We start from the raw sequence: 23,261 nt of genomic DNA, 5'->3' as shown, positions 1-23,261 counted from the left end.
AGAGCCTGCGCGAGGCACAAGCGCTTATTCTGTCACGGCGCGCCGATCCGCGTCAAAGCGGAGCTGCGGCCCGCTCAGAGGACGATCGTCTGGCCGTCCTGCGGGCGCTCCGGGTCGAAGCCCTCGCCCGTCACCGGCCGGCCGCCCTGGGCCTGCACGGTCGACGCCTCGGCGAAGGCCACGAGCGTCGCCCGCGCATCGTGGAGGAAGCGCCAGACGGAGTGGCCGAGCGCCACGACTCCGAGCAGCACCGAGAGCAGCCCGAGCACCCACGCACCCGGAGGGAAGAACCCGAGCGCGATCAGCGACGCGTGCCAGGCGCCCAGAGCGGCGACGTCGCCCCACGCCGGGGTGCGCGTCGGCCGCACAGTCACCCGAAACGCCACGATGCTCGCCACGACGGCGAGGCTGAGCGACAGAATGGGGAGGGCGATGACGAGGCCGAGGACGGTCCACCCGCTCGATCCCCCGAAGAGTCCGTACCCCAGGAGGATCCACAGGGGCAGGACGATCGCCGCCGGATACTGCCAGGAACCGAAAGCCCGTCGCGTGCGCATGCACCGACCGTACCCACCACCGCTGAGCAACGCCTCAGCGACCCCCGAGAGGATCAGGATGATCGAGCTGCGCACGCCCGCCGAGATCGAGGAGATGCGACCCGCCGGCCGCTTCGTGGCCGAGGTCCTGCAGGCCACCGTCGCCGCGGCCGGAGTGGGCGTCAACCTGCTCGAGCTCGACCGCCTCGCCCACGACATGATCCGCAAGGCCGGCGCCGAGTCCTGCTACATCGACTACCACCCCTCCTTCGGTGCGAGCCCGTTCGGCAAGGTGCTCTGCACCTCCGTCAACGACGCCGTGCTGCATGGGCTGCCGTTCGACTACCGCCTGCGGGACGGCGACCTGCTGACGCTCGACTTCGCCGCGTCCGTGAACGGCTGGGTGTCCGACTCCGCCATCAGCGTCGTCGTCGGCACGCCGCGCGACGAGGACCTCGCCCTCATCGACACCACCACCCGCGCGCTCGAGGCCGGCATCGCCGCCGCGAAGCCGGGCGGGAAGATCGGCGACATCTCGGCCGCGATCGCCGCGGTCGCTCGCGCCGAGGGCCTGAGCATCAACACCGACTTCGGCGGCCACGGCGTCGGGCGCACGATGCACGGCGACCCGCACGTCCCGAACGACGGGCGCGCCGGGCGCGGCTACCCGCTGCGGCCGGGTCTGGTCGTCGCGATCGAGCCGTGGTTCCTGCAGACGACCGACGAGATCTTCACCGACAAGGACGGCTGGACCCTCCGCAGCCGCGACGGCTCGCGCGGGGCGCACATGGAGCACACGATCGCGATCACCGAGACCGGGGCGCTGGTCCTCACGGCCCGGGACTGACGCGGAGAAGACCGCGTCGGCGACAGCACTGGACAGCGGCACTATCGGATAGCCATACTCTCCGTATGCGCATCTCCGAGCTTGCTCGCCTCACGGGCGTCAGCGTCGCCACGATCAAGTACTACATCCGGGAGGGGATCCTCGGCACGGGCGAGTCCTCGGCGCCCCAGCGGGCGGAGTACGGCGACACCCACGTCGCGCGGCTCCGCCTGCTCCGCGGTCTCATCGAGAGCGGAGGGGTCGGCATCGCCGGCGCGAAGCGCATCACGGCGGTCCTCGACAGCGGGGCACCTCCGGCGCACGCGTTCGAGGTCGCGCAAGACGTCGTCTCTGCGAACGCCGACTCGGAGGCGCCAGCGACGGAGGGCTCGCTGGAGCGCATCCGCTCGCTCGTCGGCCCGATGCTGTGCAAGCACCCCGCCGTCGCGACGGCGGCCCGCGCGCTGGACGCCCTGGAGGCCTCCGGCGGAGCGATGACCCCCGACTGGCTCGAGCGCTACGAGGAGGCCGCCGAGCTCGTCGCCCGCGCCGACCTCGACGAGCTCGAGGCGAGGGAGAGCGTGAGCGAGCAGGCGTCGATCGCGGCGGTCGGGACGGCTCTCGGTGACGTGGTCCTGCAGTCGCTGCGCCGCGTGGCCCAGGCTCGCGAGACGCAGCGCCGGTTCGGCCCGGCCGAGGGCGCGTCGCGATGACCGCCGTCCAGGAGGCGCCCGTCTTCGAGTCCCCCGCCCGTCCGCACCGTCCCCTCCTCGCCCTCGCGATCGCGATGGCCGTCGGGGCCGCGTTCTGCGTCGTCGCGCTCCTCGTCGATCCGCGCGAGCTCGGCGGGCAGCCCGTCTGGGCGAAGCCGCTCAAGTTCTGCCTCTCGATCGCCGTCTACGCGCTGACCCTCGCCTGGCTGATCGGACTCCTCCCCCGCCGCCGTCGACTCGGACGGATCCTCGGCACCGTCGCGGCGGCGGGCCTGGTGATCGAGATGGTCGTCATCGGCGGCGCCGCGGCCGTCGGTGCCGCGAGCCACTTCGACGTCAGCACGCCCCTGCACTCGGCGATGTGGGCGACCATGGCCGTGTCGATCGTGGTCGTGTGGCTCGCCACCCTGGTCCTGGCGCTCCTCCTGGCCCGGGTACCCCTGGGCGACGCGGCCCTGACGGTCGCGGTGCGGGCGGGACTCTCGATCGGCCTGATCGGCATGGCTCTGGCCTTCCTGATGACCGGTCCGACCGCCGACCAGATCTCGGACTACCAGGGGGTCGTCGGAGCGCACGCCGTCGGCGTGCCGGACGGCGGCACGGGTCTGCCGCTGCTCGGTTGGAGCACCACGGGCGGCGACCTCCGCATCCCGCACTTCATCGGCATGCACGCCCTGCAGGGGCTGCCGCTGCTGGCCATCGGACTTCGTCTCCTCGGACGACGCGTTCCGCTCCTCGCCGACTCGGCCGTACGCTCCCGACTGCTCGTGCTCGCCTCCGTCGGCTGGACCGGTGTCGTCGCGATCACCTGCTGGCAGGCGCTGCGCGGCCAGTCGGTCGTCGCTCCGGACGCGCTGACCGCGGCGGTCGGCCTCGGCCTCGCCCTCCTCCTGCTCGGCGGCGCCGTCGCCGTACTCACCCGACCGCGCACCCCGGAGGTCCCGCGATGAACCGACTGCTGAAGAACTGGACGCCGCTGGCGCTGGTCTACCTCGTCCTCGCGGTCCTCGGACTCGTCGGCACCTGGACGCACAACGTGCGCGCGGTGCTCGAGAGCGTCGACTTCCTCGGCGCCTGGTTCGATGGCGGCCCGGCGGTGTCGTCGCTGACGACCGATCTGCTGATCGTCGCGATCGCGGCGGTGGCGCTGATCGTCGCCGAAGGACGGCGTCTCGGGATGAAGCGGCTCTGGGTCTACGTGCTGCTCGCTCCGCTGGTCGCACTGGCCTTCGCGTTCCCGCTGTTCCTCGCGATGCGGGAGCGGCTCCTCACCGAGCGGCGCGCCGAGAGCAGGGCCTAGGGCCTGGTGACCACGATCTCGCGTGCTCCGCTCGGCCTGATCGCACGATCTGCGGCGTCGTGAACCTCGGTCGATGCCCGCATCGACCTTCGGTTCCCTCCTTGCAGCTCGCACGATCAGGCCGTGCTCGCGACGGCGATCTCGTGTTCAGCAGGCCCTACGGCAGCAGCTCGGGGCGGACGCGGCGGGTGCGCTCGACGCTCTGCTCGTGGCGCCACGCGGCGATCGCTCCGTGGTTGCCGCTGAGCAGCACCGGAGGGACGTCGAGGCCGCGCCAGGACGCGGGCTTGGTGTAGCTGGGGTACTCGAGCAGGCCGTCGGAGTGGCTCTCCTCGACGAGGCTCGCCGGGTTGCCGACGACTCCGGGGACGAGTCGGCCGACGGCTTCGATCATGGCCATGACGGCGACCTCGCCGCCGTTCAGCACGTAGTCGCCGAGGCTGATCATCCGGACGCGGGCGCGGGTCGCGGTGTGGTCGACGACGCGCTGGTCGATGCCCTCGTAGCGGCCGCAGCCGAAGACGAGCGCCTTCTCGTCGGCGAGCTGGCGCGCGGTGGCCTGCGTGAAGACCTCACCGGCGGGCGAGGGGAACACGACGAGCGGATCCGCATCGCCGGCGGACTCGAGGATCGTGTCGAGCGCCTCGCCCCACGGCTCCGGGCGCATGACCATGCCGGCGCCTCCGCCGTAGGGCGTGTCGTCGACGGTGCGGTGCCGGTCGTGGGTGAAGGAGCGCAGATCGTGCACGCCGAGCTCGATCAGCCCGCTCTGGCGCGCACGCCCGAGCAGGCTGATGTCGAGCACCCCGAAGAACTCCGGGAAGATCGTGACGATGTCGATCCTCACGACCGGGGGTCCTCCGCGGGGGTCGGGTCGGTCGAGTCGTCGTCGGAGGAGGGGGCCTCGGTCGCGACCTGATCGGCATCGCCGTCTTCCGAGTCGGCATCGATGTCGTCGGTGTCGGTCCCGGCGATCGTCGCGAGCTCGGGATCCGACAGGTCGACGCCCGTGAGGTCGACCTGCGCGGGCTCCACCTCGACGATCTCCTCGAAGAGACCGGTCGGAGGAGTGACGGTGACGACGCCGGCGACGGGATCGATCGACGGGACGATCGCGGTGACGAACGGCACCATGACCTCGCCGGACCCAGTCGCGACGATCAGCAGATCCTGCGCGGGGAAGTGGTCGACGCGGCGGACGGTGCCGACCTCGGCTCCGTCGCGGACGACCTTCATGCCGACGAGCTGGTAGTCGTACCAGGAGTCGTCGTCGCCCGGCGTCGTGCGGACCTCCTCGTCGATCCAGAGGATCGCCTTCAGGAGGGTCTCGGCGGCGCTGCGGTCGTCGACGCCCTTGAAGAACGCGACGGGGTGGCTGTTGTACCAGCGCAGCTCGACGAGCTCGAGCTTCTTCCCGTGCCACTCGGAGGTGCGGGGCACCTGCAACGTGAACGTGGATCCGGGGGTGAAGCGCTTGTCGGGCTCGTCGGTGTAGAGCTCGAGCTTGATGGCGCCCTTGAGGCCGTGGGCCTTGGTGAGTCGGGCGACGCGGAGCTGCGTCGTGCCCGTTCCGGGGGTCGCCACCTCTACTTGTCGGTGTCGACGACGTCGACGCGGACGCGACGGCCGTCGGCGAGAGCGGCGACCAGGGTGCGGACGGCCTTGGCGGTGCGGCCGGAACGTCCGATCACGCGGCCGAGGTCCTCGGGGTGCACGCGCACCTCGAGGACCTCTCCGCGTGGGGAGCTCGTCGCCACGACACGGACCTCATCGGGGTTCTCGACGATCCCCTTGACGAGGTGCTCGACGGCAGGAGCGAGCATGGACTACGCCTCGGTGGAGGTCTCGTCGGCGGTGTCCTCGGCCGGGGCGGCCTTGGCCGGAGCCTCGGTCTTGGGCTTGAGGACGGGCTTCTTCTTGGCGTCGATGACGAAGGGCGCCTTGGGCTCCTTCACCTTGACGGTGCTGACGGCGTCGGCGTCGCCCTTGTAGCGGCCCCAGTCTCCGGTCAGCTTGAGGATCGCGGCGACCTGCTCGGTCGGCTGCGCGCCGACGCCGAGCCAGTACTGCGCACGCTCGGAGTCGACCTGGATGAACGAGGGCTCCTCGGTGGGGTGGTACTTGCCGATCTCCTCGATGACGCGGCCGTCGCGCTTGGTGCGCGAGTCGGCGACGACGATGCGGTAGTAGGGCGCTCGGATCTTGCCGAGGCGCTTCAGACGAATCTTGACAGCCACAATTCTCCTGTGTGGTCGTTGACCGATGAGGTCGATGATGGATGAACTGAGCCGTGAGCGTGGGGTGCACACCCGGCCGGAAGCTCGAGGGGGTTTCTTCGGCGGTGAGTAGAGGGTCGACCGCCTCGGACCCGACGGATCATTCTGCCAGAAAAACGCCCGGCGCGCGGGCACGACATGCATCTCCCCGACCCGCGGAGCCGCGGATCCCGACCGGACGACCGCCCGTGACGTCCATGGACAGCCCACACGTCCGCCTCCGCGAGTCGTGGGACGATGAAAGCCGTGCGTCCCGACCCGGTGGACGCCGGATCGACGGAGACGACGCCATGGAGATCAGCTTCGCCCAGTCCGACCGCTCCACGCTCGGGATCGAGTGGGAGGTCGCGATCGTCGACCGGCAGACGGGCGACCTGGCCAACGTCGCCGACGTCGTGCTCGAGGCCCTCCGAGGCGAGGACGGCGAGCCGCATCCGCGGATCACCGGCGAGCTGCTGCGCAACACCGTCGAGCTCGTCTCCGGTGTGCACACGACGGTCCGCGACGCCGTCGCCGACCTGCAGGACCAGCTGCGGCAGGTACGCGAGATCACCGATCCCATGGGCCTGGACCTCGTCTGCTCCGGCACCCACCCCTTCGCGCAGTGGTACGACCAGAGCATCACCGACAAGGAGCGCTACCACCGGCTCATCGACCGGACCCAGTGGTGGGGCCGGAACATGATGATCTGGGGCATCCACGTGCACGTCGGCATCGAGGACCGCGACAAGGTGCTCGCGATCCTGAACTCGCTGCTCGACTACTACCCGCACCTGCAGGCACTGTCGGCGTCGAGCCCGTTCTGGGGCGGAGTGGACACGGGGTACGCCTCGAACCGCGCCCTGATGTTCCAGCAGCTGCCCACCGCGGGCCTTCCTCCTCAGTTCGGCGCGTGGGCGAACTACGAGGAGTACGTCGACGACATGATGCGCACGGGCGTCATCGACGACCACACCGAGGTCCGCTGGGACATCCGACCCTCGCCGCAGTGGGGCACGCTCGAGATGCGCGCGTGCGACGGCCTCTCGTCAGCGGAGGAGATCGGCGCGGTCGCCGCGCTCATCCAGTGCCTCGTCGAGCACCTGTCGACACGCCTGGACCAGGGCGAGGACCTGCCCACCATGCAGCCCTGGTACGTGCGCGAGAACAAGTGGCGCGCGGCGCGGTACGGACTCGACGCCGAGATCATCCTGGACAGCGCGGGGGCCGAGCGGCTCGTGACCGACGACCTCCGCGATCTGCTCGTGACGCTCGCGCCGGTGGCGGAGCGCCTGGACTGCACAGCCGAGCTCGCGGACGTCGAGCTGATCCTCGTCGCCGGTGCCAGCTACCAGCGGCAGCTGAAGGTCGCCGCGGCGAACGACGGCGACCTGAAGGCGGTCGTGCGGGCACTCGCCGGCGAGCTGCGCGACGGACTGCGGGACCCGCGGGCATGACCGCGACGCGACGGCTCGTGCTGGTCGCGGCCCTCGTGGTGGGGCTGGCCGGGTGCTCGTCCGCAGCGGAGCCCGCGGCGACCGGTACCGCGACCGCGACCGCGACTCCGGCCCCGACCCGGGACGCCGAGGCCCCGAACCCGCTCGTCGTCGGAGGAGCGATCCCGGCCGGCGCACGGGTCACCTTCGTCGGGGACAGCATCGTGCGCGGCTACGGACTCGACGCGGAAGCCGCCTGGCCGGTCCTCGTGGGCGACGCGTTCGGCTGGACGGTGACCAACCTCGGCTGCGACGGCGGCGGCTTCGTCAGGCCGGGGACCTGCGGATCCCCGATCGGGGAGCGCGCCGAGGAGATCGCCGCGACCGAGCCGGACGCCGTCGTCGTCCTGGCGAGCAGCAACGACCTGGGGTCGCCCTCCGACGAGGTCGTCGCCGCGATCCCTCCGGCGGTCCAGGCGATCGCCGCGGCCGTCCCGTCCGCGCGACTGATCGCGGTCGACTCCGTCTGGGGACCCGATCCGCGGCCCGCCGATCTCGCCGCCTACGACCAGGCCCTCGTGGACGCGATGACCGCGGCCGGCGGCGGTGCTCTCGAGTACCCCGATCCGCTCCGCGCCGACGGGCTGCTCGCCGAGGACGGCATCCACCCGACGGAGGCGGGCCAGCTCGCCCTCGCGGAGGCCTTCGCGCTGGCGGCCGAGAAGGCCGGGCTCGGGCAGAGCGTCCCGACCGACTCGGCGCCGACGGTCACGGAGTAGGGCGGGAGTCGGGCTCCCGCCCCTCCGCGGTCAGCGGGTGGTGCTGTTCTTGCCGTCGCGCCAGGACAGGAGCTCGCGCACCGGCGCGAGGTCGATGTCGGGGCCGGTGATGCCGAGGGTGAACAGGCGCGCGCCGAGGTCGAACTGCTGATCGAGCACCTCGAAGGAGTCGTCTCCGACGCCGGCGCGGACGCTCGCTCCGGTCGAGATCTCGATGGCCGACAGGTCGCGGTCGACCCGCGTGCACCAGTCGCCGAGGACGCCGAGCTTGCGCTCGAGGGTGGGGACGTCGGAGAAGCTGTGCCAGATGTCGGCGTGCTCCGCGACGATCCGCAGGGTCTTCTTCTCTCCCCCGCCGCCGATCATCACCGGGATGTCGCGGGTGGGAGCGGGGTTCAGCTTCCCCCAGCGGCTGCGGATGCGCGGCATCGCCTCGGACAGCTCGTCCAGTCGCGAGCCGGCGGTGCCGAACTCGTAGCCGTACTCCTGGTAGTCGCGCTCGAACCAGCCGGAGCCGATGCCGAAGATCAAGCGGCCCTCCGCGCCCTTCGCGCTGATGTGGTCGACGGTGCGGGCCATGTCGGCCAGCAGGTCGGGGTTGCGGTAGCTGTTGCAGGTCACGAGCGGGCCGAACTCGATGCGGCTGGTCTGCTCGGCCCAGGCGGCGAGCATGCTCCAGCCCTCGAAGTGGAGGCCGTCGGGCTCGCCCGAGAGCGGGTAGAAGTGATCCCAGTTGAAGGCGATGTCGACGCCGAGGTCCTCGATCTCGGCGAGGGTGTCGCGGATGACCTCGTAGGACACGTGCTGAGGGGCGATCTGGACGCCGATGCGGACCGGGCGCGCGGTGGTGGTTGTCATGCTCTCCACGCTAGACCTCGGGAGTGACGCGGAGGCGTCTTCGGTCGCTGGGAGAGGAGTGCCGCGGACGCCCCCGCTGCTGGTCGAGTAGCCGCAGGCGCCCCTGCTGCTGGTCGAGTAGCGCCGAAGGCGCGTATCGAGACCCGCCAGCTCCGGGTGACGTGGATCTCGATACGCCCGCTGCGCGGGCTACTCGATCAGCAGAGGCTCGATCCGCGAGGGAAGCGCGGCGGCTACTCGCCGGCGGGGTCGGGCGCGGTGGTCGGCGCCTCGTCGGAGGTCGAGCGGGCGAGCTTGACGGTGGTGGCGCCGGCGTCGTCGAAGAGGCGGAGGCGTCCGCCGTCGATCGCGGCCATCGATGCCTCGGAGAAGATCGTCGGCAGTGCCACTCCGTCGCACGCGATCATCGTGCTCGGCCCGGCGTCGACGCTGAGGGCGCCCTCGTCGTCGATCGACCACTCGCCCTGCACGCCGTTGCAGCCGTCCGAGCCGGTCCAGGTGCCGTCGTCGGCGATCAGGAGGAACGGCACGTCCGGCGACTCGTAGGCGACTCCGGTGACCCAGCGGCCGACGAGCTCCTCGGGAGCGGGAGCCGACATGGCGTCCGCTCCGGACGTCTCGGCGCAGCCCGCGAGCCCGAGGACGGCGGCGGCCGCGAGAGCCGCCGCGGCGACCCGTCGCCCCGCCGTCATCGGCCGAGGAACTTCTGCAGCTGCTCCAGCTCCTCGGGGGTGGGCTGGGCCTGCGGGCCCTTGCCGCCACCGAGGCCGAAGCCCGAGCCGCCGGCGTCGCCGGGTCGAGGGCCGGAGGTGATCGCCGCGTTCTCGGCCGCGCGCTTGGCCGGGTTGCCCGACTTCGACGTCTTCTTCTTCTGCGGCTTCGGGCGACCCTGGTAGCCGGCTCCGGGGACGGGACCCATGCCGGGCACGTTCGGCATGCCGCCCTTGGCGACGGTCTTCATCATCTTCGCGGCCTGCTCGAAGCGCTGCACGAGCTGGTTCACGTCGGTCACGGTCATGCCCGAGCCCCGCGCGATGCGCAGGCGCCGCGAGCCGTTGAGCAGCTTCGGGTTCACGCGCTCGGCCTTGGTCATCGACTGGATGATGGCCTCGGTGCGCACGATCTCGCGCTCGTCGAACTGGTCGAGCTGGTCGCGCATGCCCTTGGCGCCCGGGAGCATGCCGATCATCTTCTTGATCGAGCCCATGTTGCGCAGCTGCTGCATCTGGCCGAGGAAGTCGTCGAGCGTGAACGAGTCGCTCATGATCTTCTCGGCGACCTTGCGCGCCTCGTCCTCGTCGAACGCGGACTGCGCCTGCTCGATGAGGGTCAGCACGTCGCCGAGGTCGAGGATCCGGCTCGCCATGCGATCGGGGTGGAACTGCTCGAAGTCATCGAGGCCCTCGCCTGTGGAGGCGAAGAGGATCGGGCGACCGGTCAGCGAGGCGACGGACAGCGCCGCACCCCCGCGCGCGTCGCCGTCGAGCTTCGACAGCACGACTCCGGTGAAGTCGACGCCCTCCTGGAAGGCCTTCGCGGTGGCGACCGCGTCCTGTCCGATCATCGCGTCGATGACGAAGAGGACCTCGTCGGGGTTCGTGACGCGGCGGATGTCGGACGCCTGCTTCATCATGTCGGCGTCGACGCCGAGGCGGCCGGCGGTGTCGATGATGACGGTGTCGTACTGCTTGTCGGTGGCGAACCTGATCGCGTTCTGCGCGACCTTGACCGGGTTGCCGACTCCGTTGCCGGGCTCGGGAGCGTAGACCGCGACTCCGGCCTGCTCGCCCACGACCTGCAGCTGCTGCACCGCGTTCGGGCGCTGGAGGTCGGCGGCGACGAGGAGGGGCGTGTGCCCGTCCTTGCCGAGGTACTTGCCGAGCTTGCCGGCGAGCGTCGTCTTGCCCGCACCCTGGAGGCCCGCGAGCATGATGACGGTCGGCGGGCGCTTCGCGAACTCGAGGCGGCGGGACTGCCCGCCGAGGATCGCGACGAGCTCCTCGTTGACGATCTGCACGACCTGCTGCGCCGGGTTCAGCGCCTTGTTGACCTCGTCGCCGAGGGCGCGCTCGCGCACCTTCCCGGTGAAGGCCTTGACCACGTCCAGCGCCACGTCGGCGTCGAGCAGCGCGCGCCGGATCTCGCGGACGGTGCCGTCGACGTCCGAGGCCGAGAGCTTGCCCTTCGTGCGGAGGTTCTTGAAGGTCTCGACGAGTCGATCGGAGAGGGTGCCGAAAGTAGCCATGATGCCCTGAATTCTACCGGAGCCGCGGAGTGCTCGGTTCTGCGTGGGGCCGCGATGATTAACTGGGCTCGGTGCAGGAAAGCGTCTAGGGTGGCGACGTGATCGAGACACTTCTGGCGGGCGACTCCGCAGCTCCTCTGGACTACCGCGACGGCTGGCAGCTGCAGCGCCGCCTCCACGACGAGGTGGTCGCCGGGCGCGACGGCGTGCTGGTGCTCTGCGAGCACGCCTCCGTCTACACCGCGGGCAAGCGGACCGAGGTGCACGAGCGCCCGGTCGACGGCTCCCCCGTCGTCGACGTCGACCGCGGCGGCAGGATCACCTGGCACGGGCCCGGTCAGCTCGTCGGCTACCCGATCGTGCGACTGCGCGAGCCGGTCGACGTGGTCGCCTACGTCCGCTCCCTCGAGGGGATGCTGATCGCCGTGCTCGCCGACCTGGGCGTGACCGGCGAGCGGATCGACGGGCGCTCGGGAGTCTGGATCCGGCGACCGCTCGGCGCGGACAAGATCGCGGCCATCGGCATCCGCGTCGCCGGCGGCGTGACGATGCACGGCTTCGCGCTCAACGTCTCGAACAGTCTCGAGCCCTACTCCCGCATCGTCGCCTGCGGCATCTCGGACGCCGGAGTGACGACGATCGAGCGCGAGACCGGCAGCGCCGTGTCGATGGAGGCGGTGCGCGCCCTGGTCGATCAGCGGTTCCGGGAGTGCTCGCTCGAGTTCTCGGCCGAGCAGACCGCGGTGGTGGCCGCATGAGCGCCGAGGTGGGCGGACGCAAGCTGCTCCGGCTCGAGATCCGCAACGCCGAGACTCCGATCGAGCGCAAGCCCGACTGGATCAGGACCAAGGCGACCATGGGCCCGGAGTACCGGCAGCTGCAGTCGCTCGTGAAGAGCGAGGAGCTGCACACGGTCTGCCAGGAGGCGGGCTGCCCGAACATCTTCGAGTGCTGGGAGGACCGCGAGGCCACGTTCCTCATCGGCGGCGCCCAGTGCACGCGCCGCTGCGACTTCTGCCAGATCGACACCGGCAAGCCCGCCGACTACGACGCCGACGAGCCGCGGCGCGTGGGCGAATCGGTGGCGCGGATGAACCTCCGCTACGCCACGGTCACCGGAGTCGCGCGCGACGACCTCGCGGACGAGGGCTCCTGGCTCTACGCCGAGACGATCCGCCAGATCCACGCGCAGTCCCCCGGCACCGGCGTCGAGATCCTGGTGCCCGACTTCACGGGGCGCCCGGAGCACCTCGGCCGTGTGTTCGAGGCGCGGCCGGAGGTGTTCGCGCACAACGTCGAGACCGTTCCGCGGATCTTCAAGCGGATCCGGCCCGCGTTCCGCTACGAGCGCTCGCTCGACGTGCTGACGCAGGGGCGCGACGCGGGGCTGATCACCAAGTCGAACCTCATCCTGGGCATGGGCGAGGAGCGCGAGGAGATCTCGCAGGCGCTGCAGGACCTGCACGACGCGGGCACCGACCTGCTGACGATCACGCAGTACCTGCGGCCGACTCCGCGCCACCTGCCGGTCGACCGCTGGGTGCATCCGGAGGAGTTCGTGGCGATCAAGGAGGAGGCGGAGGACATCGGGTTCCTCGGCGTGCTCTCGGGTCCGCTCGTGCGCTCCTCCTACCGGGCCGGTCGGCTCTGGGCGCAGTCGATGGAGTCGAAGGGGCGGCCGGTCCCGGAGCACCTGCGGCACCTCGCCGACGCGGCGCTGGGGTTCTCGCAGGCGGTGTGAGCGTTCGCGTCGGCACAGCTGCACGACGGACGCGGAGCGACGGAGCGCGCCGGATGGCGTCCGCGTATCCTGGCGGCATGTCAGCCGTGACGGAGTACGCGAGCACCGTGCGTCGGACGATCGACGCGCGCCGCGACGCGCTCCTCGCAGTACTCGGCCGGTACGGCGCGACCAACCCCCGGCTCTTCGGGTCGGTCGCTCGGGGAGACGCCCGGCCGGGGAGCGATGTGGACGTGCTCGTCGACCTCGACGCAGGAGCGGGAAACCCGCTCCTGCGCGTCGCCGGCATCGGCGAGGAGCTCAGCGGGCTCCTCGGCGTCCGGGTCGACGTCGTGGCGGAGTCTCTGCTGCGGGACTCGGTGGCGACGACCGCCCGACGCGACATGGTTCCGTTGTGAGCAGATCGGCGGAGGAGCGGTTCTCAGACATCCTGGCGGCGATCGACCGCTGCCTCGAGTACAGGGAGCACCTCGGCGGTGGCGACGCCGTCCTCGCCCGGATGGCGCTGGACGCTGTCCTTCGGAACCTCGCAGTGATCGGAGAGGCGGTGCGCGCGCTCCCCACTGAGGCGCGCGACGGCTTCGTCGCCGTGCCGTGGGCGGCGATCGCGGGACTGCGGAACGTCATCGTGCACGAGTACTTCCGGATCCAGCCCGAACTGATCATCGGCATCCTCGACGACGAACTGATCCCCCTCGCCGACGCACTCCGCGCCCACCGACGCTGACCCGCCTCCGCTCTCCGGTGAGCCGGCGGAGACGGCGGTACCGCCGTGGGAGTCGTCCGGCGGTCAGCCGACGAGCTGCTGGGCGAAGACGTGCGGGGTGAAACCGGTGAGGTCGCCGATGCCCTCGCCCTGGCCGACGAGCTTGATCGGGATGCCGGTGCGCTCCTGCACGGCGAGGACGAAGCCGCCCTTCGCGGAACCGTCGAGCTTCGTGATGACGAGCCCCGTCACTCCGGCGTGCTCGATGAACGCCTCGGCCTGACTGAGCCCGTTCTGACCGGTCGTCGCGTCGAGCACGAGCAGGATCTCGGAGATCGGCGCCTGCTTCTCGATGACGCGCTTGATCTTGCCGAGCTCGTCCATCAGCCCGCCCTTGGTGTGCAGGCGTCCGGCGGTGTCGATGATGACCATCTCGATGCCGTTGTCCTTCGCGAACTGCACGGTCTGGAACGCGACCGAGGCGGGGTCCTGGCGCTCCTGCTGCGGGCGCACGATCTGCGCGTCGGCGCGCTGTGCCCAGGTGGCGAGCTGGTCGACGGCGGCGGCGCGGAACGTGTCGGCGGCTCCGACGACGACGCTGCGGTCGTAGTTGCGGAGGAACTTGGCGAACTTGCCGATGGTCGTGGTCTTGCCCACGCCGTTGACGCCGACGACGAGGATCACGGCCGGGCGCTCGCTGAGCTTGAGGGTCGTGTCGTACTTCGACAGCCGCTCCTCCATCGACTCGCGGAGCATGCGCTGCAGGTCGCGCGGATCGGTCGTGCTGTACCGCTCGACCTTCGCCCGGAGGTCCTCGACGATCTCCTCGGTGATGTCGGGGCCGAAGTCGGCGGTGATGAGCGCCGTCTCGAGGTCGTCCCACGTCTGGTCGTCGATCGTGCGCTTCTCGAACAGGCCGCGCAGTGCGCGACCGAGCGACCAGGAGGTGCGTTCAGCCATGTGCTCCAGGGTACCGGCGGCGGCTCCGCCCCACGGCCCGCGCCGAGGGAACCCCGAACCGTCGAGGGAACCAGTCGCAGCGGGCTCCCTCGACTGTCGGGGGTTCCCTCGCGGACGGGGCGAGGGTCAGTCGGCGGGGGCCGCGACGCGCTGGCCGACGACGGCCGAGACTCCGTCCTGGCGCATCGAGACGCCGTAGAGGGCGTCGGCGATCTCCATGGTGCGCTTCTGGTGCGTGATGACGATGAGCTGGCTGGAGGTCCGCAGGTCCTGGAAGATCGACAGCAGACGGCCGAGGTTCGCGTCGTCCAGCGCCGCCTCGACCTCGTCCATGATGTAGAACGGGCTCGGCCGCGACTTGAAGATCGCGACCATGAACGCCACCGCCGCGAGCGAGCGCTCGCCGCCCGAGAGCAGCGACAGCCGCTCGATCTTCTTGCCCGCGGGGCGCACCGCCACCTCGATCCCGGTCGTGAGCAGGCTGTCGGGGTCCGTCAGGCGGATGCTGCCCGTGCCGCCGGGGAACAGCACCGGGAACACGTCGGCGAAGGCCGCCTGGGTGTCGGCGAAGGCCGAGGCGAAGACCGTCTGCATGGTCTCGTCGAGCTCCTCGATGATGAGGAGCAGATCGCGGCGGGTGTCGGTGAGGTCGGTGAGCTGCTCGGTCAGGAACGCGTGCCGCTGCTCCAGCGCCGCGAACTCCTCGAGGGCCAGCGGATTGACGCGGCCGAGCTGCGCGAGCTGCTTCTCGGCCTTCTCGAGCCGGCGGCGCTGCTCCTCCCGCACGAAGGGGCGCGTCGGCGCGTCCTCCTGCTCGCTCGTCTCGTCCGGCACGCTGACGAGCGGGCCGTACTCGGCGACGAGCACGTCCTCGACGAGTCCCAGCTCGGATCCGGCGCGCTCGAGCAGCCCGGAGAGCTGCAGGCGCTTCTCGTAGATCTGCAGCTCGAGCCCGTGCACGGTCTCGGTGACCGACTGCAGCCGCTCGCGCAGGGCCGACTCCTGGCGGCGCAGCCCCTGCAGCTCCTCGTCCTGCTGCGAGCGGGCGGCCTCGGCCTGCACGAGCTCGGCGCGCGCCTGCTGCACCGAGCGGTCGACGGAGGCGAGGACCGCGGGGATCGCGGAGGTCACGTCGGCCGCCGCGTCGTGCTGCCGACGGCGGATCACGGCGCGCCGTGCGGCCTCGTCGGCCGCGGCGCGGTCGGCGGCGAGCTGACGCTCGAGCGACTCGCCCCGGGACTGCTCGGCGCGCACGCGCTCCTTGGCGGTCTCGACTCCGAGCCGCGCCTCGATCTCGTGCTCGCGGGCGGCGTCGACCGCCTGCTGCAGCGCGTCCCTGCCGCTCACGTCGAGGATCGGCCGCGGACGCGAGCGCGCGGTGTCGAGCTCGCTCTTCGCCGTGGCCGCCGCGCGCTCGGCGTCGCCGACGCGCTCCGCGGCGATGGCGAGCGCCTTCTGCCCGCGGCCGGACTCGGCCACCGCGGCCTCGTGCTGGGCGCGGACGCGGCCGAGGCGCTCGGTGTGCGCGGCCCGGGCGGAGTCGTGCTCGCGCAGGGCGGCGAGGGCGAGTCGCGACTGCTCCTTGGCGCCCTTCAGGGCTCCGCTCTGCTCGGCGAGGTCGAAGCGGAGGCGGTCGATGCGTCCCACGATCTCCTCCAGGGCGGAGTCGGCCGCGTCGCGCTCCGAGACGAGCTCGATCCGGCTGCGCTGCCCGCCGGAGCCGCCGCTCACGACGAGATCCGAGAGCGCGGCTCCGTCGCGGGTGACGACGGTGATCGGGTGCGCGTGCCCGGCCAGGGCGGGCCAGACCGCGCGCGCTGCGGCGAGGTCGTCGACGACGACGACCTGCTCGAGCAGGGCGAGGACGGCGGGCGGACCGGTGACGAGGTCGCGGGCGCGCAGCGCCGGGTCCGGCAGGGTCAGCTCGAGCTGCGGCCGCGAGGCGCCGCCCACCAGCAGCTCGACCCGCCCGAGGTCGCGGCGGACGGCCTCGTCGAGCGCGGCCTCGGCCTGCTCGGAGGTGCCGGCGAGAACCGCGTCAGCGAAGGTACCGAGTGCGGCGGCGACCGCGGCCTCGTACCCGGGCCGCACCTGGATCCGCTCGGCGACCCGGCCGTCGACACCGTCGAGGCGCGCGGCGAGCAGCTCGGACGAGCCGTCCGAGACGTCGAGGGCCAGCGAGAGGGCGCTGGTGCGCGCCGCGAGACCGTCGCGCTCGCGCTCGTGGGCGTGCAGCTCCTCCCGCAGGCGCTCGATCTCGCCCTCGGCCTCGAAGACCGCGGACTGCGCCAGCTCGTAGCTCTCGTCGAGCGACCCGTCGGTGCCGCCGCCCGCCTCGCGGATCTCGTCCTCCAGTGCGTCGAGCTGGCGCTCCGCGGCATCCCGGCGCTGCACGGCGGAGTCGAGGGTGTTCTGCGCGCGGAGCACCTCGCCCCGGACGGCCGCGAGCCGCGACGCCGCCGAATCGGCCTTCCCGGTGAGCTGCGAGATCTCGAGGTCGTGCCGCGAGACGAGGGCGGACTGCGCCGCGATCTCGTCGTCGAGCGCGTCGAGCACCTGCCGCGCGCGGACGGTGCCCTTCTGCGAGGCGGCCCACGCCGCCTCCGCGTCGAGCACGCCCTGCCTCAAGCGCTCGAGCTCCTCCCGCGCCTCGGTGATGTCCCGCGGGGTGACGCGGGGCTGCACCTGCGGCTGCTCCGACTCCGCGTCGAGCAGCGCCAGGCGCTGGCCGGCGAGCGCCTGCAGGTTGCGCAGCCGCTCCTGCACCGACTCCAACTCGAACGTCGTGCGGCGCGCGTCGTCGACGGCGTCGCCCACCCGCTCGGACTCGATGCGCGCCATCCGCAGGGTCGCCTGTTCGAGCTTCTCCTGCAGCACGATGCGCTCGCCGTGCCGCTCGCTCTCGGAGCGCGCGAAGCCGTCGAGGGCGGTGCGGAGGGTCACGACGTCGTCGGCGAGCAGGCGCGCGCGGGCGTCGCGGACCACCGCTGCGATCGTCTGCGCCTGGCGGGCCACTTCGGCCTGGCGGCCGAGCGGCTTCAGCTGCCGCCGGATCTCGCCCGCGAGGTCCGACAGACGGGTGAGGTTCGTCTGCATCGCCTCGAGCTTGCGGAGCGTCTTCTCCTTCCGCCGGCGGTGCTTGAGGATCCCGGCGGCCTCCTCGATGAAGCCGCGCCGCTCCTCCGGGGTCGCGTGCAGCACGGCGTCGAGCTGCCCCTGCCCGACGATGACGTGCATCTCCCGGCCCAGACCGGAGTCGCTCAGCAGCTCCTGCACGTCGAGCAGGCGGCAGGAGCGCCCGTTGATCGCGTACTCGCTGCCGCCGTTGCGGAAGAGCGTCCGGGTGATCGTCACCTCGGTGTACTCGATCGGCAGGGCGCCGTCGGTGTTGTCGATGGTGAGCGCGACCTCGGCCCGGCCGAGCGGACCGCGGGTGGACGTCCCGGCGAAGATGACGTCCTCCATCTTGCCGCCGCGGAGGGTCTTCGCGCCCTGCTCCCCCATCACCCAGGCGAGCGCGTCGACGACGTTGCTCTTGCCCGAGCCGTTCGGGCCGACGACGCACGTGACGCCCGGCTCGAAGGCGAACGTGGTCGGCTGAGCGAAGGACTTGAACCCCTTGAGGGTCAGGCTCTTCAGATGCACCCGCCGGCCTCGCTCCTGTCGAAAAACGCTCCCCACGGTACTGGACGACCATCGCCGATCCGCGGAGGCGGCCATCCGGCTCCGCGTGGCGTGCACACTGGGGAGGTGACACCTCCGCTCTCCCCCGTGACGCTCCCGGTCGAACCGGGGCCCCCGCTCGACGCCGCGGAGCGGGAGCGCTTCGCCCGGCAGATCCGGCTCTCCCCGATCGGCGAGCTCGGGCAGCGGCGCCTGCGGAACGCAGCGGTGCTCGTGCTCGGGGCGGGCGGCATCGGCTCGCCGGTGATCACGGCGCTCGCCGCGGCAGGAGTCGGGCGGCTCGGCGTCGTCGACGCCGACGTGGTCGAACCGTCCAACCTATCGCGGCAGACCGCCCACGACGATTCGTCGGTGGGCCTCTCGAAGGCGGAGTCGGCGGTCGCGACCGCCCGGCGGCTCTCGCCCGGGATCGACGCCCGCGCCTTCCCGGTGGCGTTCACCGCGGCCAACGCCGATGCGCTCGTCGACGGCTGGGACGTGGTCGTCGACGGCTTCGACACGTTCGGCTCCCGCTACCTCGCCTCAGACGCGACGACGCGCGCGGGAGTGCCGCACGTCTGGGGTTCTGCGCTCGGCTTCGACGGCCAGCTCTCCACGTTCTGGTCGCACGCTCCCTGCGGCGGAGTGACACTGCGCGCACTGCATCCGGAGGCCGAGGACGCTGCGGACAGCTGCGCGACAGTGGGCGTGCTCGGTTCGCTCTGCGCGACGATCGGCTCGGCCATGGCGAGCGAGGTCGTGAAGCTCGTGACGGGTGTCGGCACTCCGCTGTTCGGACGGATCGTCGTGCACGACGCGCTCGACGGGTCGTGGTCGGAGCTTCCGCTCGAGCGGCGGGTGCCGGAGCTCCCCCAACGGATCGGAGTCGCCGGGGCGATCACCGCCGACGAGCTCCGCTCCCGGCTGGCGGCGCACGAGCCGCTGACGGTCGTGGACCTGCGCGAGGACTCGGAGGACCGCTCCGTGTCGGTGCCGGGTGCTGTGCGGATGCCGATGTCGGGCTTCGACCCGGCGCTGCTGCCCGCCGGCCCGCTCGTGCTGCACTGCGCGTCGGGAGTGCGCTCGCGGATCGCGGCCGACCGGGCGGCGGCCGTCGGCATCAGCGTCGACTCGCTGGTCGGCGGGGCCGCGGCGCTGCGGGTCTGAGGCTCAGCCGCCCGCGAAGGGCGGCAGCACGTCCACCGAGGAACTCGCGGCCAGCGGAGTCGCGCGATCGGTCGTCGAGACTCCGTCGACCAGGTAGCTGCAGCGGCCGAGCACCGCGGCGGACTCCGGCGAGTCCTCCACGAGGCGCGCCTCGAGTGCTGCGACGTCGGGCAGCTCGTCGAACTCGTCCGAGGCGCGCCCCAGCGCGGCCTTCGCCGCGGCGAAGTAGCGGACCCGCACGCTCATCCGCCGATCGCGCTCATCGTGCGCTCGGGCTGCACGAACCCGACGCGGTTCATCTCGTGCCCGGCGGGCTTCGCCCACATCGCGCCGCGCCAGAGCTGGGCCACGTGGTGGTCGTCGACGCCGGCGCGCATCGGGCCGAGCAGGTCGGTCTCCTCGTTCGAGAAGAGGCAGCTGCGCACGCCGCCCTCGGCGGTCAGGCGGGTGCGGCGGCAATCGGCGCAGAACGCCTCCGTCACGGACGCGATGATGCCGACCTGGCCCAGGAGCGGACCGCCCTCGCGATCGCGCACGTCGAACAGCTCGGCGGGCGCGCCGTCGCGGGGGGCCGCGTGCGGGCTCAGCACGAACCGCTCCGAGAGCAGCTCCCGGATCCGCGCGGCCGTGATCATGGTCTCCCGGTCCCACCCGTGGTCGGCGTCGAGGGCCATCTGCTCGATGAAGCGCAGCTGGTGGCCTCCGGCGAGCGCCCAGGCGAGCAGCTCGGGCGCCTCGTGGTCGTTGATCCCCGGCAGGAGCACCGCGTTGATCTTGGTCTGCGCGAGGCCCGCGGGCGCCAGGGCGTCGATGCCGGCGAGCACACGGTCGAGGAACGGGCGTCGGGTCACCTTCGCGAAGGTCTCGGCGCAGATGGAGTCGAGCGAGACGTTCACGCGGTCCAGGCCCGCCTCGGCGAGCGCCGTCGCCCGGCCCGAGAGGCCGATGGCGTTGGTGGTCAGCGAGATCTCGGGGCGGGGCTCGAGGGCCGCGACGCCGCGGATGATCTCGACGAGGTCCTTGCGCAGCAGCGGCTCGCCTCCGGTGAAGCGGATCTGCCGGACGCCGAACTGCTCCACCGCGATGCGCGCGAGGCGCACGATCTCGTCGCGGGTCAGCAGGGCGGCGGGAGGGAGGAACGGGAGTCCCTCGGCCGGCATGCAGTAGGTGCAGCGCAGGTTGCACTTGTCGGTCAGCGAGATGCGGAGGTCGTCGGCCGCACGTCCGTGGGTGTCGACGAGCAACGGGGTCTCGGGCCGGTCGGCCGGGAGCTCCGCCCCCCGCTGTCGAGGTCGGATGCCGGGCATCCCGAGTACGGTGCTCATCCGGTCAGACTACGCGGCGGAACCGTGTGCGACCCGGCAAGATAGGGAACCCGCCCACCCCTCGTGGGGGACCCGCCGAGAGGACCCGATGACCTCGATCGACATCCACGCCGCCCGGGTGCGCGCTCTGCTGGCCCCGCTCGCGACGCGCGGTGCCCGCGAGGCCCTGTCGCTCGATCCGAGGAGCGTGGCGGCGGATCCGGGTGCCTACGACCGGCGCGTCCTCGCCCGCACCGTGCACTCGCCGCTGGACCTCCCCCGCTTCGACAACTCGCAGATGGACGGCTACGCCGTGCGGGCGGCGGACCTGGACGAGGCGTCCGCCGACGCTCCGGTCGTCCTACCGGTCGCTGCGCCGGTCCCCGCCGGCGAGAGCGCGCCGCGGCACTCCCCCGGCACCGCCGTGCCGATCATGACCGGCTCGCCCCTCCCGGTCGGCGCCGACGCCGTCGTGCCGATCGAGCGGGTCGACCCGCCGCGCTTCCCCGACGCGTCGGCGACCGGCGCCCGCGTCGCGTTCGCGGCCCCCGTCACTCCGACGACCTTCGTGCGCGCGCGGGGCAGCGATTCCGCGGCGGGCTCCGTCGCGCTGGCGGCCGGCACCGTGCTCCGCGCCGCGCACTACGGTCTGCTCGCCTCGCTCGGTCTCGTCGAGGTCGAGGTGCTGCCCAGGATCCGGGTGCTGATCGTGCCGACCGGCAACGAGATCCGGCCGGCGGGGACGGAGCTCGAGGCCGCCCAGATCTACGACGCGAACGGCGCGCTGCTCGCCGAGGCGGTCCGCGAGGCGGGCGCGCTGCCCGTGGTGGCCCCCTGCGACAGCGACCGCGCCGAGGACCTGCTGGCGATCCTCCGCTCGCGGGCGGGCGACGCCGACCTGGCGATCACGGTCGGCGGAGTGAGTGCCGGCGCCTACGAGGTGGTGCGCGACGCTCTCGGTCCCGCGGGGTCCGAGTTCGGGCACGTCGCCATGCAGCCGGGCGGCCCGCAGGGCCTGGGCCTGGTCGCGGTGTCGCCGGACGCGCACCTGCCGATCGTCTCGCTCCCGGGCAACCCGGTGAGCGCCCTCGTCTCGTTCGAGGTGTTCCTGCGCCCGGTCCTCCGCTCGCTGGCGGGCCGCTCGCCGGCCGAGCGGCCGCGGCTCCGGGCCCGGCTCGGCACCGCGCTCGACTCGCCCGCCCACCTGCACCAGTTCCGGCGGGGAGCTCTCGATGACGAGGGCCTCGTGCACCCGGTGGGAGGCCCGAGCTCGCACCTGCTCGCGTCGTACGCGCGCTCGAACGTCCTCATCCACGTCCCGGTCGGGACCGAGCACGCCGCGACCGGCGACACGGTCGAGATCTGGAGGATCGATGACTGAGAACCTGACCCACGTCCGAGGCGACGGGGCCGTGCACATGGTCGACGTCGGAGCGAAGGACGTCACCTCGCGGACCGCCGTCGCCGAGGGCGTCGTCGTCACGACCCCCGAGGTCGTGCGGCTGCTGCAGCAGGGCGAGCTGCCCAAGGGCGAGGCGCTCGGTGTCGCGCGCATCGCCGGGATCATGGGCGCCAAAGCCACCTCGACCCTGATCCCGCTCTGCCACCCGCTCGCGCTCGACGGGGTCGACATCGACCTCGAGACGCTCGAGGACCGGGTGCGGATCGAGGCGCGGGTGCGCACGAGCGGGCGCACCGGGGTCGAGATGGAGGCGCTCACCGCCGTCAGCGTCGCGGCGCTGACCGTCTACGACATGATCAAGGCCGTCGATCGCGGCGCCGTCATCTCCGGCATCCGCGTACTGGCGAAGGACGGCGGGAGGAGCGGATCGTGGAGCAGGGAGTGACGCGCCGCGCCGTCGCGGTCGTGGCCTCCACCCGCGCCGCGTCCGGCGTGTACGAGGACCGCACGGGCCCGGCGCTGCTGGCCTGGTTCGAGAGCCGCGGCTGGAGCGGCGAGGTGGTCGTGGTGGCCGACGGGGACGCGGTGGGCGAGGCGATCGGCGACGCGCTCACCTCCGGCGCCGACGTGATCGTGACGACGGGCGGCACCGGCGTGGCGCCGAGCGACGTCACTCCGGAGCAGACCGCACCGCTGCTCGAGCGGACCCTGCCGGGCCTCGCCGAGGCGATCCGCGCCCGCGGAGCGGCCAAGGTGCCGACCGCGGTGCTGAGCCGCGGGACCGCGGGGGTCGCCGGTCGCAGCGTCGTGGTGAACCTGCCCGGCTCGCCGGGCGGCGTGCGCGACGGCATCGACGTCCTCGATCCGGTGATCGGGCACCTCCTCGACCAGCTGGGAGGCGGCGACCATGTCCGATGACGGCGTCGCCCTCGCCCGCATCGCCCGCGAGGCGATCACGGTCGACGAGTGCGAGCAGGCGGTCGACTCCCCCGCCCACGGCGCGGTCGTCACCTTCGCGGGCGTCGTGCGCGATCACGACGAGGGCCGCGGAGTGCTCCGGCTGGTCTACGAGGCGCATCCGGACGCGCCTGCCGCGCTGGCCGACTCCGCCCGCCGGATCGCCGAGCGCTTCCCCGAGGTGCGCGTGGCCGCAGTGCACCGGGTCGGCGACCTGGTCGTCGGCGATCTCGCGCTCTCCTGCGCGGTCGCCTCCGCGCACCGCGCCGCCGCCTTCGAGGCCTGCGCGGCGCTCGTCGACGACATCAAGGCGTCCGTGCCGATCTGGAAGGAGCAGTCGTTCGTCGACGGCAGCTCGGAGTGGGTGGCGTCGCTGGGCTGAGCCCCTGGCGGATCCGCCAGGGCGCGGCTCC

At 72.3% G+C, this 23,261-nt stretch carries 27 protein-coding genes; 15 read left to right on the top strand and 12 right to left on the bottom strand.

Translation table 11 applies throughout. The features are described 5' to 3' along the window. Positions 1 to 74 precede the first annotated feature (74 nt). Positions 75 to 557, bottom strand: a complete 483-nt coding sequence (locus tag ASF46_RS07665) for a hypothetical protein (RefSeq protein ID WP_056867005.1) — start codon at positions 555 to 557, stop codon at positions 75 to 77. A 58-nt stretch (positions 558 to 615) separates the two neighbouring features. Here ASF46_RS07665 and map point away from each other — a divergent pair, with 58 nt between their 5' ends. The 4 genes from map to ASF46_RS07645 all read left to right on the top strand — a co-directional run bounded on the left by map (position 616) and on the right by ASF46_RS07645 (position 3,375). Then, complete coding sequence (gene map / locus ASF46_RS07660; protein WP_056867004.1) at positions 616 to 1,383, top strand: type I methionyl aminopeptidase; 768 nt, start codon at positions 616 to 618, stop codon at positions 1,381 to 1,383. A 65-nt stretch (positions 1,384 to 1,448) separates the two neighbouring features. Then, positions 1,449 to 2,075 carry a MerR family transcriptional regulator gene (locus ASF46_RS07655; protein WP_056867003.1) on the top strand — a complete coding sequence of 209 codons (627 nt, stop codon included), beginning with the start codon at positions 1,449 to 1,451 and terminating at the stop codon, positions 2,073 to 2,075. Next, positions 2,072 to 3,025 carry a hypothetical protein gene (locus tag ASF46_RS07650; RefSeq protein ID WP_056867002.1) on the top strand — a complete coding sequence of 318 codons (954 nt, stop codon included), beginning with the start codon at positions 2,072 to 2,074 and terminating at the stop codon, positions 3,023 to 3,025. Before ASF46_RS07655 ends, ASF46_RS07650 begins: the two co-directional genes overlap by 4 nt. Next, positions 3,022 to 3,375, top strand: coding sequence for a DUF2834 domain-containing protein (locus ASF46_RS07645; RefSeq protein WP_056867001.1), 354 nt, complete (start codon positions 3,022 to 3,024; stop codon positions 3,373 to 3,375). Before ASF46_RS07650 ends, ASF46_RS07645 begins: the two co-directional genes overlap by 4 nt. A gap of 157 nt (positions 3,376 to 3,532) precedes the next feature. Here ASF46_RS07645 and trmD read toward each other — a convergent pair whose 3' ends face one another. The 4 genes from trmD to rpsP are packed head-to-tail and all read right to left on the bottom strand — an operon-like array spanning position 3,533 to position 5,612. Beyond that, a complete protein-coding gene (gene trmD, locus ASF46_RS07640) occupies positions 3,533 to 4,222 on the bottom strand; it encodes a tRNA (guanosine(37)-N1)-methyltransferase TrmD (RefSeq protein ID WP_055792599.1) in 690 nt (229 codons plus the stop codon). Further along, complete coding sequence (rimM, locus tag ASF46_RS07635) at positions 4,219 to 4,959, bottom strand: ribosome maturation factor RimM (RefSeq protein ID WP_082485304.1); 741 nt, start codon at positions 4,957 to 4,959, stop codon at positions 4,219 to 4,221. The genes trmD and rimM overlap by 4 nt, the downstream gene beginning before the upstream one ends. Before the next feature lie 2 nt (positions 4,960 to 4,961). Continuing rightward, the gene (locus ASF46_RS07630; RefSeq protein WP_055792605.1) at positions 4,962 to 5,198 is read right to left on the bottom strand and encodes an RNA-binding protein; all 237 of its coding nucleotides are present in this window, start codon (positions 5,196 to 5,198) and stop codon (positions 4,962 to 4,964) included. Positions 5,199 to 5,201: 3 nt separating this feature from the next. Then, entirely contained in the window at positions 5,202 to 5,612 is a 411-nt protein-coding gene (gene rpsP, locus ASF46_RS07625; protein ID WP_055792609.1) for a 30S ribosomal protein S16, read from the bottom strand. A gap of 329 nt (positions 5,613 to 5,941) precedes the next feature. Between rpsP and ASF46_RS07620 the strand changes: the two genes are divergently transcribed. After that, positions 5,942 to 7,087 carry a glutamate--cysteine ligase gene (locus tag ASF46_RS07620; protein ID WP_056867000.1) on the top strand — a complete coding sequence of 382 codons (1,146 nt, stop codon included), beginning with the start codon at positions 5,942 to 5,944 and terminating at the stop codon, positions 7,085 to 7,087. Continuing rightward, the gene (locus ASF46_RS07615; protein ID WP_056866999.1) at positions 7,084 to 7,845 is read left to right on the top strand and encodes an SGNH/GDSL hydrolase family protein; all 762 of its coding nucleotides are present in this window, start codon (positions 7,084 to 7,086) and stop codon (positions 7,843 to 7,845) included. Before ASF46_RS07620 ends, ASF46_RS07615 begins: the two co-directional genes overlap by 4 nt. 30 nt (positions 7,846 to 7,875) lie before the next feature. On the opposite strand, the gene ASF46_RS07610 is transcribed toward ASF46_RS07615, so the two are convergent. The 3 genes from ASF46_RS07610 to ffh all read right to left on the bottom strand — a co-directional run bounded on the left by ASF46_RS07610 (position 7,876) and on the right by ffh (position 10,948). Continuing rightward, on the bottom strand, positions 7,876 to 8,703 hold the full coding sequence (locus ASF46_RS07610; RefSeq protein WP_056866998.1) for an LLM class F420-dependent oxidoreductase: 828 nt from the start codon (positions 8,701 to 8,703) through the stop codon (positions 7,876 to 7,878). 233 nt (positions 8,704 to 8,936) lie between these two features. Beyond that, positions 8,937 to 9,395, bottom strand: coding sequence for an META domain-containing protein (locus ASF46_RS07605; protein ID WP_056866997.1), 459 nt, complete (start codon positions 9,393 to 9,395; stop codon positions 8,937 to 8,939). Next, on the bottom strand, positions 9,392 to 10,948 hold the full coding sequence (gene ffh / locus ASF46_RS07600; RefSeq protein WP_056866996.1) for a signal recognition particle protein: 1,557 nt from the start codon (positions 10,946 to 10,948) through the stop codon (positions 9,392 to 9,394). The genes ASF46_RS07605 and ffh overlap by 4 nt, the downstream gene beginning before the upstream one ends. A gap of 98 nt (positions 10,949 to 11,046) precedes the next feature. Between ffh and lipB the strand changes: the two genes are divergently transcribed. The 4 genes from lipB (at position 11,047) to ASF46_RS07580 (ending at position 13,416) form a co-directional block, all read left to right on the top strand. Next, on the top strand, positions 11,047 to 11,706 hold the full coding sequence (gene lipB / locus ASF46_RS07595) for a lipoyl(octanoyl) transferase LipB (protein ID WP_056866995.1): 660 nt from the start codon (positions 11,047 to 11,049) through the stop codon (positions 11,704 to 11,706). Further along, positions 11,703 to 12,689: a lipoyl synthase gene (gene lipA / locus ASF46_RS07590; RefSeq protein WP_056866994.1), complete on the top strand. Its 987-nt coding sequence runs from the start codon at positions 11,703 to 11,705 to the stop codon at positions 12,687 to 12,689. The genes lipB and lipA overlap by 4 nt, the downstream gene beginning before the upstream one ends. Before the next feature lie 77 nt (positions 12,690 to 12,766). After that, positions 12,767 to 13,087, top strand: a complete 321-nt coding sequence (locus ASF46_RS07585; RefSeq protein ID WP_056866993.1) for a nucleotidyltransferase family protein — start codon at positions 12,767 to 12,769, stop codon at positions 13,085 to 13,087. Next, a complete protein-coding gene (locus ASF46_RS07580) occupies positions 13,084 to 13,416 on the top strand; it encodes a DUF86 domain-containing protein (protein ID WP_056866992.1) in 333 nt (110 codons plus the stop codon). The genes ASF46_RS07585 and ASF46_RS07580 overlap by 4 nt, the downstream gene beginning before the upstream one ends. Positions 13,417 to 13,479: 63 nt before the next feature. Here the strand turns inward: ASF46_RS07580 and ftsY are convergent, their stop codons facing one another. Further along, positions 13,480 to 14,355, bottom strand: a complete 876-nt coding sequence (gene ftsY / locus ASF46_RS07575; protein ID WP_055792633.1) for a signal recognition particle-docking protein FtsY — start codon at positions 14,353 to 14,355, stop codon at positions 13,480 to 13,482. A 126-nt stretch (positions 14,356 to 14,481) separates the two neighbouring features. Beyond that, complete coding sequence (smc, locus tag ASF46_RS07570; RefSeq protein ID WP_056866991.1) at positions 14,482 to 18,000, bottom strand: chromosome segregation protein SMC; 3,519 nt, start codon at positions 17,998 to 18,000, stop codon at positions 14,482 to 14,484. A gap of 105 nt (positions 18,001 to 18,105) precedes the next feature. On the opposite strand from smc, the gene ASF46_RS07565 reads away from it, so the two are divergent. Beyond that, positions 18,106 to 19,185 (top strand): ThiF family adenylyltransferase, encoded by a 1,080-nt coding sequence (locus tag ASF46_RS07565; protein WP_162240168.1) that lies wholly within the window; start codon positions 18,106 to 18,108, stop codon positions 19,183 to 19,185. Between the two features lie 3 nt (positions 19,186 to 19,188). Here the strand turns inward: ASF46_RS07565 and ASF46_RS07560 are convergent, their stop codons facing one another. Continuing rightward, complete coding sequence (locus ASF46_RS07560; RefSeq protein WP_056866989.1) at positions 19,189 to 19,431, bottom strand: MoaD/ThiS family protein; 243 nt, start codon at positions 19,429 to 19,431, stop codon at positions 19,189 to 19,191. After that, the gene (gene moaA / locus ASF46_RS07555) at positions 19,428 to 20,510 is read right to left on the bottom strand and encodes a GTP 3',8-cyclase MoaA (protein ID WP_056866988.1); all 1,083 of its coding nucleotides are present in this window, start codon (positions 20,508 to 20,510) and stop codon (positions 19,428 to 19,430) included. Before moaA ends, ASF46_RS07560 begins: the two co-directional genes overlap by 4 nt. A gap of 88 nt (positions 20,511 to 20,598) precedes the next feature. Between moaA and glp the strand changes: the two genes are divergently transcribed. From glp to ASF46_RS07535, 4 genes are read left to right on the top strand one after another with little or no spacing between them, the layout of a single operon-like run. Beyond that, positions 20,599 to 21,870, top strand: a complete 1,272-nt coding sequence (gene glp, locus ASF46_RS07550; protein WP_056866987.1) for a gephyrin-like molybdotransferase Glp — start codon at positions 20,599 to 20,601, stop codon at positions 21,868 to 21,870. Beyond that, complete coding sequence (moaC, locus tag ASF46_RS07545; protein ID WP_056866986.1) at positions 21,863 to 22,336, top strand: cyclic pyranopterin monophosphate synthase MoaC; 474 nt, start codon at positions 21,863 to 21,865, stop codon at positions 22,334 to 22,336. Before glp ends, moaC begins: the two co-directional genes overlap by 8 nt. Next, positions 22,321 to 22,809 carry a MogA/MoaB family molybdenum cofactor biosynthesis protein gene (locus ASF46_RS07540; protein WP_235576878.1) on the top strand — a complete coding sequence of 163 codons (489 nt, stop codon included), beginning with the start codon at positions 22,321 to 22,323 and terminating at the stop codon, positions 22,807 to 22,809. Before moaC ends, ASF46_RS07540 begins: the two co-directional genes overlap by 16 nt. After that, entirely contained in the window at positions 22,799 to 23,230 is a 432-nt protein-coding gene (locus ASF46_RS07535) for a molybdenum cofactor biosynthesis protein MoaE (RefSeq protein WP_056866985.1), read from the top strand. The genes ASF46_RS07540 and ASF46_RS07535 overlap by 11 nt, the downstream gene beginning before the upstream one ends. Positions 23,231 to 23,261: the final 31 nt, after the last annotated feature.

It is taken from the genome of Rathayibacter sp. Leaf296 (assembly GCF_001423045.1).
Lineage (GTDB): Bacteria > Actinomycetota > Actinomycetes > Actinomycetales > Microbacteriaceae > Rathayibacter > Rathayibacter caricis.
Note: the sequence above shows the minus strand (reverse complement) of the source record. Positions and strands in the feature narration are given on the sequence as shown.